At 40.0% G+C, this 17,517-nt stretch carries 14 protein-coding genes; 9 read left to right on the top strand and 5 right to left on the bottom strand.

Annotation, left to right across the window (positions count from 1 at the left end; translation table 11 throughout):
* Window positions 1–107: 107 nt before the first annotated feature.
* Together dacB and K5R16_RS15725 are read right to left on the bottom strand one after the other, a co-directional pair.
* Window positions 108–1,499, bottom strand: a complete 1,392-nt coding sequence (dacB, locus tag K5R16_RS15730; protein WP_220738500.1) for a D-alanyl-D-alanine carboxypeptidase/D-alanyl-D-alanine-endopeptidase — start codon at window positions 1,497–1,499, stop codon at window positions 108–110.
* Between the two features lie 30 nt (window positions 1,500–1,529).
* Window positions 1,530–1,706 (bottom strand): hypothetical protein, encoded by a 177-nt coding sequence (locus K5R16_RS15725; RefSeq protein WP_220738499.1) that lies wholly within the window; start codon window positions 1,704–1,706, stop codon window positions 1,530–1,532.
* Window positions 1,707–1,967: 261 nt separating this feature from the next.
* Here K5R16_RS15725 and K5R16_RS15720 point away from each other — a divergent pair, with 261 nt between their 5' ends.
* The 4 genes from K5R16_RS15720 (at window position 1,968) to K5R16_RS15705 (ending at window position 4,842) form a co-directional block, all read left to right on the top strand.
* Window positions 1,968–2,300 (top strand): DUF1904 family protein, encoded by a 333-nt coding sequence (locus K5R16_RS15720; protein ID WP_220738498.1) that lies wholly within the window; start codon window positions 1,968–1,970, stop codon window positions 2,298–2,300.
* A gap of 10 nt (window positions 2,301–2,310) precedes the next feature.
* Window positions 2,311–3,624: a CDP-diacylglycerol--serine O-phosphatidyltransferase gene (gene pssA, locus K5R16_RS15715; protein WP_259649906.1), complete on the top strand. Its 1,314-nt coding sequence runs from the start codon at window positions 2,311–2,313 to the stop codon at window positions 3,622–3,624.
* Between the two features lie 87 nt (window positions 3,625–3,711).
* Window positions 3,712–4,470 carry a tRNA-uridine aminocarboxypropyltransferase gene (locus tag K5R16_RS15710; RefSeq protein WP_220738496.1) on the top strand — a complete coding sequence of 253 codons (759 nt, stop codon included), beginning with the start codon at window positions 3,712–3,714 and terminating at the stop codon, window positions 4,468–4,470.
* Window positions 4,471–4,572: 102 nt separating this feature from the next.
* On the top strand, window positions 4,573–4,842 hold the full coding sequence (locus K5R16_RS15705; protein ID WP_220738495.1) for a hypothetical protein: 270 nt from the start codon (window positions 4,573–4,575) through the stop codon (window positions 4,840–4,842).
* Between the two features lie 33 nt (window positions 4,843–4,875).
* Here the strand turns inward: K5R16_RS15705 and K5R16_RS15700 are convergent, their stop codons facing one another.
* From K5R16_RS15700 to K5R16_RS15690, 3 genes are all read right to left on the bottom strand, one after another.
* Complete coding sequence (locus K5R16_RS15700; protein WP_220738494.1) at window positions 4,876–5,478, bottom strand: response regulator transcription factor; 603 nt, start codon at window positions 5,476–5,478, stop codon at window positions 4,876–4,878.
* Between the two features lie 7 nt (window positions 5,479–5,485).
* Window positions 5,486–7,231 carry a PhnD/SsuA/transferrin family substrate-binding protein gene (locus tag K5R16_RS15695; protein ID WP_220738493.1) on the bottom strand — a complete coding sequence of 582 codons (1,746 nt, stop codon included), beginning with the start codon at window positions 7,229–7,231 and terminating at the stop codon, window positions 5,486–5,488.
* A gap of 176 nt (window positions 7,232–7,407) precedes the next feature.
* Window positions 7,408–8,562 carry an FAD:protein FMN transferase gene (locus tag K5R16_RS15690; RefSeq protein ID WP_220738492.1) on the bottom strand — a complete coding sequence of 385 codons (1,155 nt, stop codon included), beginning with the start codon at window positions 8,560–8,562 and terminating at the stop codon, window positions 7,408–7,410.
* Window positions 8,563–8,763: 201 nt separating this feature from the next.
* Here K5R16_RS15690 and K5R16_RS15685 point away from each other — a divergent pair, with 201 nt between their 5' ends.
* The 5 genes from K5R16_RS15685 to K5R16_RS15665 all read left to right on the top strand — a co-directional run bounded on the left by K5R16_RS15685 (window position 8,764) and on the right by K5R16_RS15665 (window position 17,513).
* Window positions 8,764–10,095, top strand: a complete 1,332-nt coding sequence (locus K5R16_RS15685) for an FMN-binding protein (RefSeq protein WP_220738491.1) — start codon at window positions 8,764–8,766, stop codon at window positions 10,093–10,095.
* 80 nt (window positions 10,096–10,175) lie between these two features.
* Window positions 10,176–11,216, top strand: coding sequence for a porin (locus K5R16_RS15680; protein WP_220738490.1), 1,041 nt, complete (start codon window positions 10,176–10,178; stop codon window positions 11,214–11,216).
* A 311-nt stretch (window positions 11,217–11,527) separates the two neighbouring features.
* The gene (locus tag K5R16_RS15675; RefSeq protein ID WP_259649905.1) at window positions 11,528–12,262 is read left to right on the top strand and encodes an RluA family pseudouridine synthase; all 735 of its coding nucleotides are present in this window, start codon (window positions 11,528–11,530) and stop codon (window positions 12,260–12,262) included.
* 288 nt (window positions 12,263–12,550) lie between these two features.
* Window positions 12,551–15,130: a M1 family metallopeptidase gene (locus K5R16_RS15670; RefSeq protein ID WP_220738489.1), complete on the top strand. Its 2,580-nt coding sequence runs from the start codon at window positions 12,551–12,553 to the stop codon at window positions 15,128–15,130.
* A gap of 388 nt (window positions 15,131–15,518) precedes the next feature.
* Complete coding sequence (locus K5R16_RS15665) at window positions 15,519–17,513, top strand: bifunctional UDP-sugar hydrolase/5'-nucleotidase (RefSeq protein ID WP_220738488.1); 1,995 nt, start codon at window positions 15,519–15,521, stop codon at window positions 17,511–17,513.
* Window positions 17,514–17,517 lie beyond the last annotated feature (4 nt).

The raw sequence follows: 17,517 nt of genomic DNA, 5'->3' as shown, positions 1-17,517 counted from the left end.
TAAGTCATAGAACCTGTAAAAGCCAGCATTCAAATTAATTGAACGCTGGCTTTTAGTATCCATTGAATATGCAACGATTAAATGGCGAGAAGAAGGGCTGGAGAAATTTACCGCGCGATAAGCTGTTGTAGTATAGATACATCAAAACTTGGCTTTGCTGCCGGCTCTTTTTCAGGGCTGACACCATTTTGTAAAACAACGAATGTCGCTGCTATTTTATCGCCATCCTTAATAAAGCCCGCCATATTTGATACGCCTAACATTGATCCTGTCTTTGCCAACACCTTTCCTTTAAGGGAAACGTTTAGGTATCCTTTTCGATATTTCAGTGTGCCGCTTTCCCCTGCGACTGGCAGTGAGTTTATAATGTGCCTATAGGCAGAATTATCTCTAACTAACGCTAACACTTCAGCGAGTTGATTTGCACTTAGCAAGTTATAGCGGGACAGACCTGAGCCATCGACTATATGAGCGCCTGATAAATCAATCCCTTGTTGGATAAGAATAAGCTTCATCGCAGCGCTACCATTAGAAAATGTTCCAGGAGCGCCGTAGACTTGCTGTCCTAAGCGCTTTAGAAGACTGTCAGCGATTAAGTTATCTGATTTTAATAACATAGTAGCAATTAAATCTGTTAATGGCGCAGATTGATGCTCAGCGATTAACAGAGACGAAGCAGGACGTTGATTAGCCAGTAATACCTGACCGCGCAGGGCAATTTTACTTTTATTGACGATTTGAGTCAGTTTATCTTTAGCAAAGCGAGCGGGATCGGTAATGGCTATGTTTAGCTTTAAAGGCTTGCTACCTGGATAACAGCCATCTAACCTAAAATGGTTGTTTTCAAGGCGAGCCAAAGTTAAATCGCATATCGGTTGTTGCAAGCTTTTATCAAATATGGCTCTACTTTCTATGGCCACAGGTTCGCTGCCAACAATCTTAACCTCTCCAGCATCATCTGCAAGCTTAGGTAAAAATTGCGCTTTAAAACAGTTGTCATTAATAATGAAACTGGATACTGGCGCTGAGTAACAGATCCCTAAATCATCCCATACTCGGCCCGGAGCATGTTGTAACTCATACTCTTCACCTACAAGATAAATGTTACCTGTAATGAGCGTTAATCCCTGTTGCTGCAGTTGAGAAAACAAGCTCTTAATATCTTCGGAAGATAGTGTTGGATCGCCAGAGAATACGATGTAAACGTCGCCGTCAATCTTACCGTCCTGTATCGGCGTCTTGGCAAGCACTTTAGTTTGATATTTAAATTCATCACCCAGCGAAGCGGAAGCTGCAACGGCCGTAAGCAGTTTCATCGTACTAGCAGGAATAAACAATTTGTCAGAATTCTGATCCAACTTACTGTTGTTTTGATGATTGCTGTACTTAATTGCCGTAAGAGCGGTGGTATCTGGCAATATGAGCTTGATATCACTGGCTACAACGTTAGTTGATAACGTTAACAGTATGGCCGACGTTACAATATTTCTGAGGTTCAATAGGGTTTCCTTAGGTAAAAGCGAAAAAGGTTAGTCGGGCTTATCTGCATCATCTTTTTCCATTAAACGATAAAGCTTTAAAGTTACAAATAGCACTAAACCAAAGAAAAGTGGCAACATGAGTAACCCTAACTGCGCTTTAAAGTGAAATATAGCCCAAGCGCCTAACAAAACTGCTAAAAGAGTCAATAAAGATTTAAAATTCATCATGATCTCGATGGTTGAAAGTAAGTTTTAATAGTATCAAAAGAACATTAAAGATGCTGTGATCACTGAGTTAATTAGTCATTGATAGAACAATTATGAGGCTACTGCCCATCACCTTTAAGTACTAGGTTTGGCTAAAAATATACCTAAACAGCCGTATAGATGCTGTTTTATGCGTGCTACAACGCTATTCAGTAGAAAATACTTGCCGAAAGCAGCTTAAATCGGTAATTTCTATGCCCTTATCTAAGAGGATTCTTGATGCCGCATATTAGAGTTTATGGAATGTCGCAAAGCATTGTTGCTAACTTAAGCGATACGCTGATCGACGTTCTTGCTGAAATTTGTCAGGCAAAGGCTGAATCATTCATTATCGATTGGGTTAATAGTCAAAGCTATAGACGCGGACAAAGCGTAAGCGAGATGGCTCAAATCGAAGTGTTATGGTTCCCTAAAGATCCCGAAACACACCATCGTGCCGAAAGGGCTATTCGAGAAGCCGTTACTTGTGCTTATCCGGAGCTTAAACATACCGTTGTTATGTTTAGAGAGTTAACGCCCAGCACTTATTATAAAGATGGTAAGCATTATTAAGGAGAGAGCCTTGCTGAGTCAGCTAGGTGGTATACCGCTACAATCTGAATCCTTGCAGTGGTTATTAACGCCAAAAGCGTTAAGAGCTGAGCTGTTAAAGCGTATTGAAAGCGCCACGCATTCGGTTTACATCGCCGCACTTTATCTTGAAGATGATGAAGCGGGCAGGGAAGTACTCAGTGCTTTAATGGCTGCCAAGCAGCGTAACCCCGAGATTGATATTAAAGTGTTGGTTGACTTTCATCGAGCTCGACGTGGCTTGATCGGTCACAAAGGTGATAGCGGTAACTACTTCATGTACCGCAAAGTCAACGAAGCAGCTGAACACCAAATAGATATACTTGGCGTACCAGTGAAATCTCGTGAATTTATGGGCGTGCTTCACTTAAAAGGCTTCATTGTCGACGACGCCGTTATCTTTAGTGGCGCCAGTCTCAATAATATCTATCTTCATCAAAATGATAAATACCGTTTTGATCGTTATCATGTGATTGAGTCTGCTGAACTAGCACGCAGTATGCGTGAGATGATCATGACCTACTTGGTTAATGATGTTGCTGTCAGTTCATTAACTCAGCCAAAAGATGCAGAACGTTTACCGACTAAAGTTGAAGTCAGTAGTTTAAAGCATCGTTTGTCTAAAGCGGAGTATAAGTTCACTTCAACGAAAATTGGTAATCGTGTCACGCCTCTTGTTGGTTTGGGACGTAAGAAGAACCAATTGAATAAAGTTGTGGTAGCGATGGTAGAGGAGTCAGAAGATGCGCTTTTTATCTGCACTCCCTATTTTAATCCCCCCTATATTTTAGTCAGGGCGCTAGCTAAGCATTTACGCAATGGCAAACGTATCGATATCGTTGTGGGCGACAAGACCTCTAATGATTTCTACATACCGCCTGAAGAGGAGTTCTCAACCATTGGTGCATTGCCTTATATGTACGAGCAATCGCTCCGAAAATTCGCTAAACGACAGCAATGGGCGATCGAAAACGGCCAACTTAATATCCACCTCTGGAAAGATGGACGCAACAGTTACCATTTAAAAGGGGTGAGTGCTGATGGCAAACGTCACCTCATTACCGGTAGTAACCTAAATCCAAGAGCTTGGGCGTTAGATTTAGAAAACGGTCTGTTAATCCAAGATGACAATGAAAGCTGGAAGCAAAAGTTCGAAGAGGAACAAGCGCACATTCTTGAGCATACAGAAAGGTTGTATCATTACTCACAAATAGAAACTTTGCATAACTATCCTGCACCGGTACGAAAAATAATGAAGCGTATTAAACGGTTAAAAGCAGATTTCCTGTTAAGACGTATACTCTAATTAAGATACACTTATACTGATAAAAGCCTGCCTATGAGTAGGCTTTTTTCTTTTGAGCGCCAATGATAACTGGATAGATTTTTATACATGACTTTGCCAAAACATGCGGTTCATCGTTTATATGAATACAGAAAAGCCATATCCTCTAAGCCATTTACAGCTAGAGGTAAAAACGTCGTACGCTGTCAATCTTGCTTACTAGCAGAACAGTTTTGTACTTGCCAAAACCGTTTACAAGTCTGCAGTGAGCTATCTTTTATGCTTATCATGTACGACGATGAAGTCTTAAAGCCAAGTAATAGTGGTCGACTTATTGCCGATATAATCCCCGATACTCATGCATTCATTTGGTCAAGAAATGAGCCAAACAAAAAAATGTTGTCGATAATAACCGACCCTAAATATCAAGCTTTTGTTATTTTTCCATCAGAATATGCAGTAGAAAATCAAACGGTAGTAAGCCAAGTTGATAAAACTAAACTACCGAATGGCAAGTGCCCTTTGTTTATTGTACTCGACGGCAGTTGGCGCGAAGCGATAAAGATGTTCCGTAAAAGTAGTTATCTGCATAAGCTGCCACTACTTTCATTTACGCCAGAATTCACTGCTAGCTATGCGTTAAGGAAAGGAGCCCGAGCGTTTCAACTCGGTACTGCTGAGGTTGCAGCACTTGCTTTAAGTGCCGCAGGAGAACCATCAAATGGCGGCGTATTAGAAGCTTGGTTTGAGTTGTTTGTTGAATCTTCACTACACGGAAGAAGTCGCAATAGTCGCGATAGCGCTATAATTGGTGAACTTCAGCACCGTTTTCAACAAGCATATGCACTGTCATTAGTGAACGATTGATTGCCATTACAGATAGAAATATCTGTCTTTAAAATCAATATATTGAATTTATTATGGTTTACGATATCCTTAAACTTCGATATGCAAATGAGGAGGCAGACTATGACGCAACACAGCAACACTATGCTTAATCAGTTCTGCCATACACATGCACTTTGTAGCCTATCTATTTTATTCTCTGTAGTCGCGTTAAGCGGAGTCCATTTAGGTGCTTTTAGTAGCGCTAAGTATGACTTCAATACAGTTAAAGGTAATTCAAGCTTAATTGCCAAAAGTCGTTACAGTGCCGGGTTAGTGTGTAAAGACAGAGGTTGGGAATTTTGCGCTACATGGGCAAATATAAAACGGATCCCTGGGAGCCGAATAGCTTAAAGCACAACATGAGTAACGATAATCAGCGATAAGCTAGTACTCTGAACTTCTCCCCATCAGATACGCAAGTTCTGCTACATTGCTAACTTGCATCTTTAGCATTACTTTTTGACGATGTAACTCGAGCGTTCTCTGTGCGACGTTAAGTTCAGCTGCTATCACTTTATTGAGTTTTCCTTCCAACACCTTTTCCATCACTTCATATTCTCTAGGTGTTAACGTTGCAAGCTTACTTTCTAAGCTTTGACGATCTATGTTTCGTTGCTGATTTTGCGCTGTTTGAATTTTAGCTCTTTCAAGTAATTGTTGGAGCTTATCGCCATCAACAGGCTTTTCAAGAAAATCGAGAGCACCTTTTTGAATAGCTTGTACTGCCATAGCAATACTGCCATGACCACTCAACATAATTACCGCTATCGGGCTATGAAGGCTGGTTATGTGGCTCAACAATGCACTGCCGTCCATACCTGGCATTTGTACATCCAAAATTGCAATTCCTGGGTGTGTTAAGTCCACGCTATTAAGAAAGTTATCAGCTGACAGAAAGCCCTTGGGCTGGTATCCCAAACCGGTTAACATCCAAGTTAGAGAGTCGAGTACATCCTGATCATCGTCGACCAAATACAATCTACACAAAGTTGTATTACTCCAGCGGTAGGGTGATAGTTAACGTTAAACCTAGATCTTGATTATTGCAGGCACTGATCTTGCCATGATGCTCTTCAATAATTCGCTTACAAATGATCATACCTAAGCCTAATCCATTCTTTTTTGACGTTTCAAATGGAAAGAAAAGTCGCTCTAATGCTTGTGGTGACAGTCCTTTACCATTATCGACAAATTCAATTTTTGCCTGTCCTTCAACTGTTTCCATGATTATTGATAATTCAGGATTTGCAACGTCTTCCATAGCATCGAGCGCGTTACGTATTATATTTACAAAAACCTGCTGCAATAGACTTGTATCACCATTTATAACTATATTTTCAGTCGCTAAGTGAGGTTTCAATTGTATTTTTGAGAAATCTGCTGCCATCAGACTTAATGTATCGTCAAGGATTACGTTGATATTGCAATGGCTCATTACACTTGGCTGATGACAAAAATTTTTGAAACGTTTAATCGTTACTTGGGCACGATCAACCTGCTGTATCGCCTTGGTCATAGCGTCTTTAAGATCTGACTGTTCAGCAGACAAGCGGTAGATACAACCTTGTGTCAGATAGCGGATCCCAGCGAGTGGTTGATTAAGTTCGTGAGCAATACCTGACGCCATCTCACCCGTTAAAAGCACTCTTTGGGCTTTATAGAACTGTTCTGTTTGGACAAATAAAGCGTCTTGGGTCTTCTGATGCTGAAAAACTTCTGATTTTAAGTCTCGAGTTCGTAAAACGACCAGTCTTTTGACTCTTAAATGATGTAAATAGCCGAGTAACAGTATAATAAAACTAGCAAAAATCCAAGGAAGAGCGGATTTAAAAATGGAGGTCCAGTTTGTAACAAATGGCCATTGTTGCAATTGTCTCAGTAGCTTAAAGACATCGCTATCATTAACTGTCGCTGACCAAGAATCATATTGGCCCATAGTAGCTGCATTGTCCGTTGCTTGAATAGAAAGTAGGGATTTAATGACTTTAGTGGCGAGCTGGTGATCGGTTTGACCTAATTTTGAGAAAGAGTAATAAGGGTATAATCTGCTTGAACTTTGACATTTTAGCTCTGCTATTGGTTTTACTAACACCACTTTTAGTGTACCAGCAGAGACTTCATGATGTTTAATTGCGTTTTCTAATACGCAGGTAGGTAAAATAGCAATATCGGCATCACCCGTTTCTATTAGTGAGAGCAGTTTTTTTTGTGGAAAGCCAACAAAATGTAACTGCTTAAAATCATCGAAAGGATTGAGACCTTGTTGTGCCATTTCTCCTGCTAATATTTGAAAGCCGCCAAACGCTTTACGATCTGTAGAAATTACTTTTAGCCTGCTAAGGTCCGTCAGGCTGTTTATTTCAAGCTCTTTACGAGTGACTAATGCAGAACCCACTGCAAATGCTGGGTTGTTTGACATCAAAGGTACTAGTGTTAATAGGCTACTGGTGCCGTGTTCTCTTTTATAACTGACCGCTGTTAATGCATTGGTAATAATGAAATCTACTGTTTTTTGCTCTACTGCTTGATCTAGCTCTGTAGGTGTTAAGGCAACTAATTGGACTGGTGTACCTAGATCAGCTTCTAAGCGGTCAATTGTTGGCTGCCAACGAGAGAGCACCGCTTCTGTGAGTGCAAACGCTAATACACCTATCCGTAAGACTTTAGCATCGGCAGCATAGCTAAGCGGGGAAAAAATGAAATAAGCAAAGATAGCTAATAGATAAAGTTTAGATTTCATTAAAATAGCTAGCGGGGGACGGTATCTGCATTATGGCGCAATATAGAAAAATTTGCTAAAAATAGTGGTTTTAATTGAAACCTCTCACACTTATGTTAGTTATGCGGAAAACCACTATATAAAAATTGAAAGTCATCCGTGACTATTTTAAATTTATATTGATTTTAAACGTTACTTTAAATACGATAATTATTAAGTTTATTACTTTCCATTTTCTTTCCGTCGTCGGTTAAATACCAAACGGCTTCAATGGCTGGGTGACTATTAGCATAATCAAGCGATTGTTGGTAAGGCATAAGAAACAACATAGTCGATATAATATCGGCATATATCTGATTGTTATTCATGACAACCGTCGTTGATATACCACTGCTCTTAGGCTTTAATGTTTTTGGGTTGATTAAATGGTGATATTCTTTACCATTAGCACGATAATAGCGTAGATAATTACCACTAGATACTATTGCTAAATTCTTACCGGTAATAATTTCATGATATTGCTCAGAGAGACTTTGGCAGTGTGATAGCAAGTTGTTATATTTCTTACATATTGGGTTTTCTATAGCGGTTGTGAACGCTCGTCCTTGTGGATGGATGCCATAATGCCTTATGTTACCACCAGCATTAATCATGAAGTTTTTGACTCCATCTTTTTTAAGCTGTCTATATACCATTTCAGCCATCCAGCCTTTAGCAATACCTCCTAAATCAATACTCATGCCTGATTGCATTTGTATCGTATTGTTCTTACTGTTTAGCTTTATCATATTGATATCAGTGAATTTAGCTGCATTTTTTAGTTCTGATTCTGTTGGTGTTTTACATTGTTGTAAACGCTTAGTTTCGCCTTTGCACTGAGCTCTATATCCTCGCCAAAGATCAATGACGGGTGATAGTGCAATGTTAAAGTAGCCGTCTGATTTGTCATGCCATTCAATACTCGCTTGAATGAGCTCAGTTAACTCTGGTTCTATTACGTGTATTTGATTTGGAGAGTTATTGATAGATTTAACATTAGTAACATGAGGGTAAGTGCTATAATTTGATGCAAGGTAGTGATATTTTTGTATTACATTCAAAGCATTGCACATAACGGCTTTCGAACTGTCTTCTCCATATATATCAATACTTATTGAGGTGCCAAAATATTTTAGGGTCGTAAGATTTAAACCATTGTGCGTTGCTGTTATTAGTGAGTTTCCCTCACAGCGGTACGGCTCTCCCTGAGTGTCGACAGTAATAACTTTAAACTCAGGCGCTTCTGGCTGTGTTAGTAAAGCAGCTTGAGTATACGAAGATAATAATAGTAGGGGTAATATATATACTTTCACTTTACAACCTTGATTTTATATAGTTCATATTCCCTTTTAATTGTTAGCATGATTTATCAAATTTTTAATAAAACAATGTTACAAATGTTATCTCGATCAAATAAATGAAATTAAACTTATTTTATTGCGGTTTTCCGCAATTGTCGAAAACATATAACCTTTTATGCTGTTGGCAATGAAATAACATTTGAAGGTTTTAATATGAATTTTAATCGTAAACTAGTGTTTAGTGCCGCAGCTATTATGACAATGACATTGGTGGGCTGTAGTAATACAACGCCCCATGGAAAGTATGTAGATGGAATACATGATGTTTCAGCTAAAGGCAAGAAGAGTATTATTACGCTCACCGTAGAAGTGAAGAATGGCCACATAGTTGATATTAAAACTAAGTCACAGAAAGAAACTGAATCACTGTATTTAAACGCCGAGCGCCTATTACCAAAAGTGGTCGCCAACAATGGTCAAGAAGGAATAGATGCCGTATCAGGAGCGACTTACTCATCCAATGGCATTCTAAAAGCCATTAATAGCCTCCCTAGAGTTGACGGTTCTACACCAGAATATGTATCAGTAGCCGCGAAAGAAGCCACTGGTGATGACAACTTTAAGTTGCAATGGTCTATTCAACCACAATTAGGATTGCTAAAAGGTGATTACTATTATCAAGAAGCTCGCTTTCGTCAGGGGCATATGGGCAGTGTTGCTATTGTAACAGGCAGTAATAACGCCAAAGACGTGATATTTGCAGAATTTAATGAGAGCGGCCGCCCGAACTATTACACTCGCCTTTACCAAAACGTACCTAAACGCATGTCTGAATATAACTTTTCTATGGGTAAGAAAAAGGGAACGGCTTGGGTACAGTCAGCGCTCACCATGGAAAAGTTAATGGTTGAACAAGACAAGTTAACTTTTGAATTGAACCCTGATTTTGACCCTGTGTTACGCAATAAATTAAAAGAGCCTAACCGCTTAAAGTATGCCGGTATCGATGTTGTTGCTGGTGCATCCAATAGTATCCAGCAATCAATGGTACCGCTCACGGCTAAAATACATGCTCAAATTAATGGAGAGGGCACAGAGCAGTTATTCTATCAGCATGCCGAAAAGCTGCTTGATCAAAAAGGCAAGTGGACTGGGGTCACTGCGATCTTACGTATAGTTGTAGACAAGAATAGCAAGCAGATCACTAAAGCTCATTACGACGAAGTTTTTGCTGATGAGAAAATACAAATAAATGATGCTTCATTAAAGAAATTCTACCGCCAATCAAAATATGAATCTATCAATTATGTAGAACCGTCAAGAATTGGTTTTAATGTCATGATCGATGCGCTAAACGATCACCTTCAGCAAGGTGGTTCACTGTTCCTAATTGATGACTTACCTGCAACAGGCGATACCGGAAGCTATGCGGCTACCGGATTTACTAAGCGTTCTGATGCTTGGGAGCATTATCTAAAGCAAGCAGACATTCTCTACCAACAGATGCGCCAGGACAACGTGATCGTTGAGCATAAAAAAATCTAGATGAATGAAATTGTTGTTCTTAACTGACCCAGAGCAGTAGGAACAAGATGTCTACCAAATTACATAATTAAAGAGAAACGATGATGAAAACAATGAAACTAGCTTTAGTTGCAGTCGCTGTTTTAACCTCACCAAGCGTAATGGCAGATGCTTACAAATTCTATGGCCGCATCGATTATTCGATTACCAACTCTGACAGTGGCAGTGCAACACACAATGGCAAAAGCGGAACCGTGTTAGAGAATAACTGGAGTCGATTAGGGGTTAAAGGAGATGCCGCGCTATCGGATGACTTTAGTGTTTTCTACCAGATTGAAGTCGGTGTTAATGGCGCCTCCCAAGATAAAGGCAGTAATCCATTTTCTGCTCGACCAACATTTTTAGGTATAAAACACAGCGTCTATGGACAGCTAGCTGCAGGTCGAATTGATCCTGTATTTAAAATGGCTAAAGGAACAGCTGACGCCATGGATATGTATTCGATGAAACACGATCGCCTATTTGCTGGTGATAAGCGCTGGGGAGATTCATTGTTATATAGAACCCAAAAATGGAACAACATCCAGTTTGGCGCCAGCTATATTATGGAAGATAACTATTATGCCGAAGATGATATTCGTCGTGACAATGGTAATTACCAAGTCGCAGTGACTTATGGTGATAAGCATTTTAAGAGTAGTAATTTGTACTTAGCTGCCGCTTATACCGATGGCGTAGAAGATATCAAAGGTGTGCGAGCTGTTGCTCAATATAAAGCGGGTAACTTAATGTTGGGGACGATTTACCAAAGCTCTGAACTGGTTAATCCTAACAAAACTAACTGGCAGCAAAGAGATGGTGATGGCTTTATTATTAGCGCAAAATACCAAATCGATAAGCTATTGCTAAAAGTCCAATACGGTCAGGACGATTCTGGAACAGGTAAAATCGCCGGACGAGTTTATGACGCACTGGCTGAAGCCGCAACCGATGTTCCTGAAGTTTCACAGTGGGCAGTAGGCGCTGAATATCGATTGAGCAAATCGACACGTATTCACACTGAGATCGGTCAATTTGATGTTAAGCAATATTCAGATTTTGACGATACCATTGCTAGCATTGGTTTTAGAATTGATTTCTAAAGCCCTGCAAATCAATTAACCCCATAGAATGCGCAGGGAAGCGCATTCGACTTAGCATTTTGTTAAACATGCCGTTTTAGCCATTAATTTGGCAGTATCACTTATTGTTTTTATTCATACTTCTGGTTGGGTATGCATGTAAGTTAAAAATATCACGGGGATATACTTTTTATAATGACTTTTTATGCGTCTTTCTGACTGGTTTTTATATTGAGGTTTCTCGCTACTCTGTTAGTGCTAAAGTGCGTTATAGCAATGAAGATTTACCTCATATACCGTTACTTCAGTCGTTGAATTGCTACGCATGCTGTATGATTGCTGCCAACTCTGTCGTATATACGGTTTCACATATGCCCCCTGTGGTTGATGATTTTATTGCTCCTACTTGTTTTGAAGAAATAACCATTCTTTATCAAGATGAATACCTACTGCTAATCAACAAGCCTTCTGGTTTATTGTCATTATCGGGCAAAAATCCGCTAAACCTTGATTCAGTTCATTACCGTTTAGTAAAAGATTTTCCGGGTTGCTCTTTAGTGCACCGATTGGACTTTGGTACTTCGGGCATAATGGTCATCGCGTTAAATAAGCAGACTAATGCACTACTGTGTCGCCAGTTTAGCGAACGTATGGTATTAAAACGTTACACCGCTTTACTACTGGGGGAGTTGAGTGAAACTACAGGGATAATAAGTGCCGCTATTGCTAAAGATAAACCTAATTTTCCATTGATGAAGTTATGTGAGGAGGAGGGCAAGTCCGCTCGCTCTGTTTACAATGTTTTGGCTAAAGAAGACTATCAAGCAGACAGCTTAAGCAAAGCTATAACGGTTACCCGAGTCGAGCTGACCCCAGAAACTGGGCGTACTCATCAGCTTAGGATCCATAGCCAATATATTGGATACCCCATTATAGGCTGTGATCTTTATGGTTCCTCTTATTCGCACCAGCTAGCACCGCGATTAATGTTACATGCAACCCGTCTAGAATTTGAACACCCGATTACAGCTGTAAAAGTGCTTGGTTTTAGCCCATGCCCTTTTTGACAGGAATTATGGCCTTCTGACATTAGTCGCACGTTATTTAACCTATATTGAATTACTTTATACTACTCTCTTAGTGCTAGTCATGAATTGTTACAACATGCTTTAACACACCGTATGTTGTTGCTCCCGCTGCTGTTAAATATTTGTTATCTTACTTGGGTAAAGCGTTACCGCTTGTAAAGATTCTAACCATTTTTACGCGAGTATCGCTACTCTCTTAGCCATAAATCGATGCAAACTAAAGCATGGAAGCTCGATTTAGCGCAAAACAAGAAAATAGGAATTTACATGTATAGAGTCGTCACGGCCTCTTTGGTCACACTGTCTAGTGTAACTAGCTTTAATGCTCATTCTAACGAATACGTATTAAGTAAAGTTGCCGAGCCTATCACGCAGTCGGTGAAGCTTAACCTAGACCCACAAAAAGATACTTTCTCAGGCAGTACTTCAATAGAACTTATTGTTAAAGAGCCCACTCAACAACTGCAGCTAAACGGCTTAGAATATACTGCCAGCAATATCTTGTTAGCGGGTGCCAAAGACTGTCAAATGGCAGCAACTATGCAAGACACTGGCGTTGTTTTGTTTGATTGTAAGCATGTCATTGAACCTGGTAAATACCATCTTTCTATGGACTTTACCGCGCCCTATAATAGGCAATCGGTTGGTCTTTATAAGACTATTGATGGTGGACAGCCGTATCTGTTCACTCAGTTTGAAATGAGTGATGCACGCCGAGCATTTCCAAGCTTCGATGAGCCAGGCTACAAGATCCCGTATCAAGTGACGATTACCGCGCCGAGTACTGAAAAAGTTTATAGCAATACGCCAGAACTATCTGCAAATGAAAAGAATGGTTTAACCACTCATGTCTTTAAACAAACTAAACCTTTGTCGTCTTACCTCGTTGCATTTGCTATAGGGCAATTTGAAGAGATAGAAGTTAAAGGTATGAAAGTCCCAGGTAGGGTTATTACCACCAAGGGCAAAATTGAGTTAGCACAGTACGCCGCTAAGAAAATGCCTGAAGTATTGTCGGCTTTAGAAGATTACTTTGGTGTCGATTACCCATATGAAAAACTGGATACCGTAGCTGTACCTGAGTTTCCTTTCGGTGCAATGGAAAATGCCGGCCTAGTTACTTACAGAGAAGATATTCTGTTAGTTGATGAAAAAAATGCCAGCCAAAATAGTAAAGAGCGAGCTGTATCGATAATTGCTCATGAGCTAGCACACCAATGGTATGGCAACTTAGTGACCATGCAGTGGTGGAATGATCTTTGGTTAAACGAAGCATTCGCTAGCTGGATGGCTGCAAAAATTACCCATCAAATTCACCCAGAGTTTGAATCTGACCTTTCTCTTTCAAAAAACTATGTGATGGCGATGGATGCAAGGGTTTCAACAAAGCCTATCCGTAAGCCTATTAAAACTGAAGCGGATATCATGGACGGTTTAGGTCTAGCTTATAGCAAGGGTGAAGCCGTGCTTGATATGGTAGAAAACTATATCGGTGAAAAAGAGTTTAAGGCGGGTATTCGTCAGTACATTAAAGATCATGCTTTTGAGAATACTCAGGCGGACGATTTATGGAATGCGCTGTCTAAATCTTCTGGTAAGGATGTGGGTGCGGTATTAGGCACGTTTATTGAGCAGTCTTCTTATCCTTTAATAAAAGTGGATCTTAAAGGCAATAAGTTGACCTTAACACAAAGCCGATTTGTAACTGCAGGAACAGAGGCTAAAGCTCAAACTTGGACAGTGCCTGTTTCTATCAAGTTTGGCAAAGGTGACAAGGTTAAACATAAAACGATTTTGTTAACGAAACAGAGCCAGACCATAGCGCTAGATTTTGCGCCAGATTGGATCTACCCGGATTCAGATGCAATGGGTTATTATCGCTGGTTATTGGATGAAGCGCAGATGCAAACTCTGCTCGCTAATGCTAAAACACAGTTAACTCCACGAGAGCGCAAAGCGTTAATCTCGTCTGCTGACGCATTACTTGATGCTGGTTTTGTTTCTGGTGGTGAACTACTTAATATCCTCGGTGAGTTTATTGACGACCAACATCCAGAAATAGTTTCAACTGCTTTAGGTTATCTTCAGTCTCAAAAACGTACATTTATAGATGAAAGCAACAAGGCACAATGGGCGAACTTTATCTCTAAGCGTGCAAGTAGTGCGATTGAGAAATACGGCGTAGCAGCTAAAGCTAATGAAAAGACCGCGATTAGCAAGCTTCGTCCAACACTGATCAACTTATTGGCGTTTGAAGCCAAAGACAAAGATATTATTGCAACAGCCACTAAACAAGCCAAGGCCTACATTGCAGGCAACGATCAAGTCGATCCTTATCTAATCGGTACTTATCTTACCGTAGCAGTGTATTACGGCGATGAGCAGTTGCTAAATCTGGTAAAGAGTGAGTTTGAGAAGACTAAAGATCCACAGAAACGAACTCGTTTAATGAACGCGTTGGGTTATGCTCCTACAGAAAAGCTGCAAGATGATATGCTAGCTTATTCACTGACAGATAAGATCAATGCCCCAGATTTGAGATATGTTTTATCTGGGCAATCTTATACTGAAGCACGACGATTACGCTTTAGAAATTGGGTTTATGCTAATTACTCAACGATAAAAGAAAAACTGCCTCCATTTGCGGTAGCAAATATTCCATATTATACGGGGTCGGGCTGCGAGTTAAGCTCGCTTGAAACCACCGATAAGTTTTTTGCGCCTAAATTGAAGGCTAACCCAGAGTTTAAACGAACGCTTGCCAAGTTAGATGAGAGTGTTCGTAATTGTGTAAGTCTAAAACAACGTGAACAAGCAAGTGTTGCTAGTTACCTAAAGCAATTCTAAAGTAAACCGTTTCGAATAAAGCCAGCTTATATGCTGGCTTTTTTATTTAACATTTTCAGCTCATTTTGGTATTGGTTGCTATTTTATCACCTTCAAACATGCAACTAATTAATACTGCATTTAAAACAAAAAAATAACAGTTAGCCGCTTTTAAAATTTTAAGGCAGCGAGTCAATCGACTAAATGAATCAACAAATGCACCTTTCAGATTTTATATTCCTAAACTAACTCTACTGTTAACTGTTTATACTTATTGCTGATATAAGGCTAACACCAACTGTAGTTAAGTTGTTGTATATGTTGATTTTACAAGGCGTTAACCAGTGTGGTTTCTCCTGTGAACTTCTGCTATTTTGTCAGCGGGTCCTATATAAAAGAAGAAAGTATAATGAAACTACAAAAAACAGTAATAGCAGTAGCCTTACTAGCGGCGTTATCTGCTTGTTCAAACGATGATGACACAAACCAAGGGGATAAAGGTTTTAACCTTACCATTGCCCACATCAATGATACACACTCAAACTTTGATCCGGTAAAGTCTAGCTTTACTATGGGTAAGGATGGTGAAGTTGTTTTTAATGAGTTTGGTGGTTATCCAAGATTACTTGAAGCAGCAAATGAGATTAAAGAAGAGACTAGCCAACCATTACTATTCTTGCACGGTGGTGATGCATGGCAGGGTACAGCCTACTTCAAATTGAACGAAGGCACGGCGAACGCAGATTTACTTTCCCAAATGGGATTAGATGCAATGGCATTAGGAAATCACGAGTTTGATTTAGATACGAGTAAACTTGCTAGCTTTATCGATAATGTTAATTTCCCACTACTGGCTAACAATATGGATGCTGGTTTTGATTCAGCATTGAGTGGTTCAAAAAACCTAAAACCATACCAGTTATTTGCATTTGACGGTGCAACCAAACGTAAAATCAATGAAGTTTCTGAAGCAAACGACAATGAGCAAATAGTTGCCGTTGTTGGTGTTGTTTTAGAAGATATGCCAACTATAGCAACGGGTACTGGTGACGTTAAATTTGAAAACGAAATCGCATTTACTCAAGTGACTGTTACTGCACTTAAAGCCCAAGGCGTAAATAAAATTGTAGTGTTATCTCATATTGGCAATGCCAGAGATATTGCGCTTGCTGAAGGTACTACTGACATAGATGTTATTGTTGGTGGCCACTCCCATACATTATTAGGAGATTTTACTGACTTAGGTCATGGCGATAATGGTGTGTATGCCCAACTGGTAAAGCAAAAAGATGAAGTCGGGCAAACTTGTATCGTCCAAGCGGGCCAATACGCACAAGCTATTGGTAAGGTTGATGTAAAGTTTGACAGTGAAGGTGAACTGTTGTCTTGTGCGGGTCAAAATACGCTATTGACTAACGAGGAGTTTTATCGAGATGGCAAACGTGAAGAAAGCGATCTGCTTACTGGCGCCGATCATGAAAAAGTAGAAAGCTTCATTGATGAGACTGCACTTATTGATGATGTCGATGAGAATAACGATATGCGCGTTCATATTGATGCGACCTATAAACCTGCACTAGAAGAAGCCTATGGTGAAGTCGTAGCCAATGCACCACAAGAGATAAATCATGAGCGTCGCCCTGGTGATGCAGGAACAGACAAACACGGTTCTGATGTCGCGCCATTAATCGCTGAAGGTATGGTCTATTGGGCAAACCAAGCTGATGTAAATTCAGTGATTGGTAAAAAAGTGCAGATTGGATTAGTTGGTGCTGGTGGCGTACGAACTGATATTGCTTCTGGTGAATTTAGGGAAGGGCATGCAAGCTTAGAACTACTGCCATTTTCTAATTATTTATCGGTATTAACGATCAATGGTGAGGTACTAACGGACCTATTAACTTCTACTATTGATGCGACACTTCCTGTTGGAAGCCATGCCGGTAAATTCCCATATGTAGGCGGTATGCGTTATACCTTCACCGAAGAGGTTAAAAATACCAGTGGCAATATCAGTTCAATTGATATCAACACTGGCACTGAATCTGAACCTCGATGGGAGCCTATTAGCGGCAACACTGACTACGTCGTCATCGTCAATAACTATAATGCTAGCGGTAATGATGGTTGGAATGCATTAGGTGATGCTCAACTGCAAGCGACTGACCGAATTGATCTTGTTAAAACCGCGACAGGTTATAAAGCTTATAAAGTTGATCACTTGACCTATAATTCAACTGAAAATACTTACAGCGTTGTATACGCAGATAACGCACCAAGTTGTGATGATAATGGTACTGATATCTGTAATACAGATGCGCTTTCTTTTATCGATTATGCTGAAGAAAAAGTGGTTTTAGAACAGTCACCATTTGAATCTACAACTGTGAACTATAAAGACTAAATAC

It is taken from the genome of Shewanella sp. c952 (assembly GCF_019654975.1).
GTDB lineage: Bacteria > Pseudomonadota > Gammaproteobacteria > Enterobacterales > Shewanellaceae > Shewanella.
This window is presented reverse-complemented; position numbering and strand designations above follow the sequence as displayed.

Excerpts from the sequence above, each read along its gene's own strand:
- K5R16_RS15705 (WP_220738495.1), top strand. The coding sequence starts at position 4,573 with ATGACGCAACACAGCAACACTATGCTTAATCAGTTCTGCCATACACAT.
- K5R16_RS15710 (WP_220738496.1), top strand. The coding sequence starts at position 3,712 with ATGACTTTGCCAAAACATGCGGTTCATCGTTTATATGAATACAGAAAA.
- K5R16_RS15675 (WP_259649905.1), top strand. The coding sequence starts at position 11,528 with ATGATTGCTGCCAACTCTGTCGTATATACGGTTTCACATATGCCCCCT.
- K5R16_RS15665 (WP_220738488.1), top strand. The coding sequence starts at position 15,519 with ATGAAACTACAAAAAACAGTAATAGCAGTAGCCTTACTAGCGGCGTTA.
- K5R16_RS15670 (WP_220738489.1), top strand. The coding sequence starts at position 12,551 with ATGTATAGAGTCGTCACGGCCTCTTTGGTCACACTGTCTAGTGTAACT.
- K5R16_RS15685 (WP_220738491.1), top strand. The coding sequence starts at position 8,764 with ATGAATTTTAATCGTAAACTAGTGTTTAGTGCCGCAGCTATTATGACA.
- K5R16_RS15725 (WP_220738499.1), bottom strand. The coding sequence starts at position 1,706 with ATGAATTTTAAATCTTTATTGACTCTTTTAGCAGTTTTGTTAGGCGCT.
- K5R16_RS15720 (WP_220738498.1), top strand. The coding sequence starts at position 1,968 with ATGCCGCATATTAGAGTTTATGGAATGTCGCAAAGCATTGTTGCTAAC.
- K5R16_RS15680 (WP_220738490.1), top strand. The coding sequence starts at position 10,176 with ATGATGAAAACAATGAAACTAGCTTTAGTTGCAGTCGCTGTTTTAACC.
- K5R16_RS15695 (WP_220738493.1), bottom strand. The coding sequence starts at position 7,231 with ATGAAATCTAAACTTTATCTATTAGCTATCTTTGCTTATTTCATTTTT.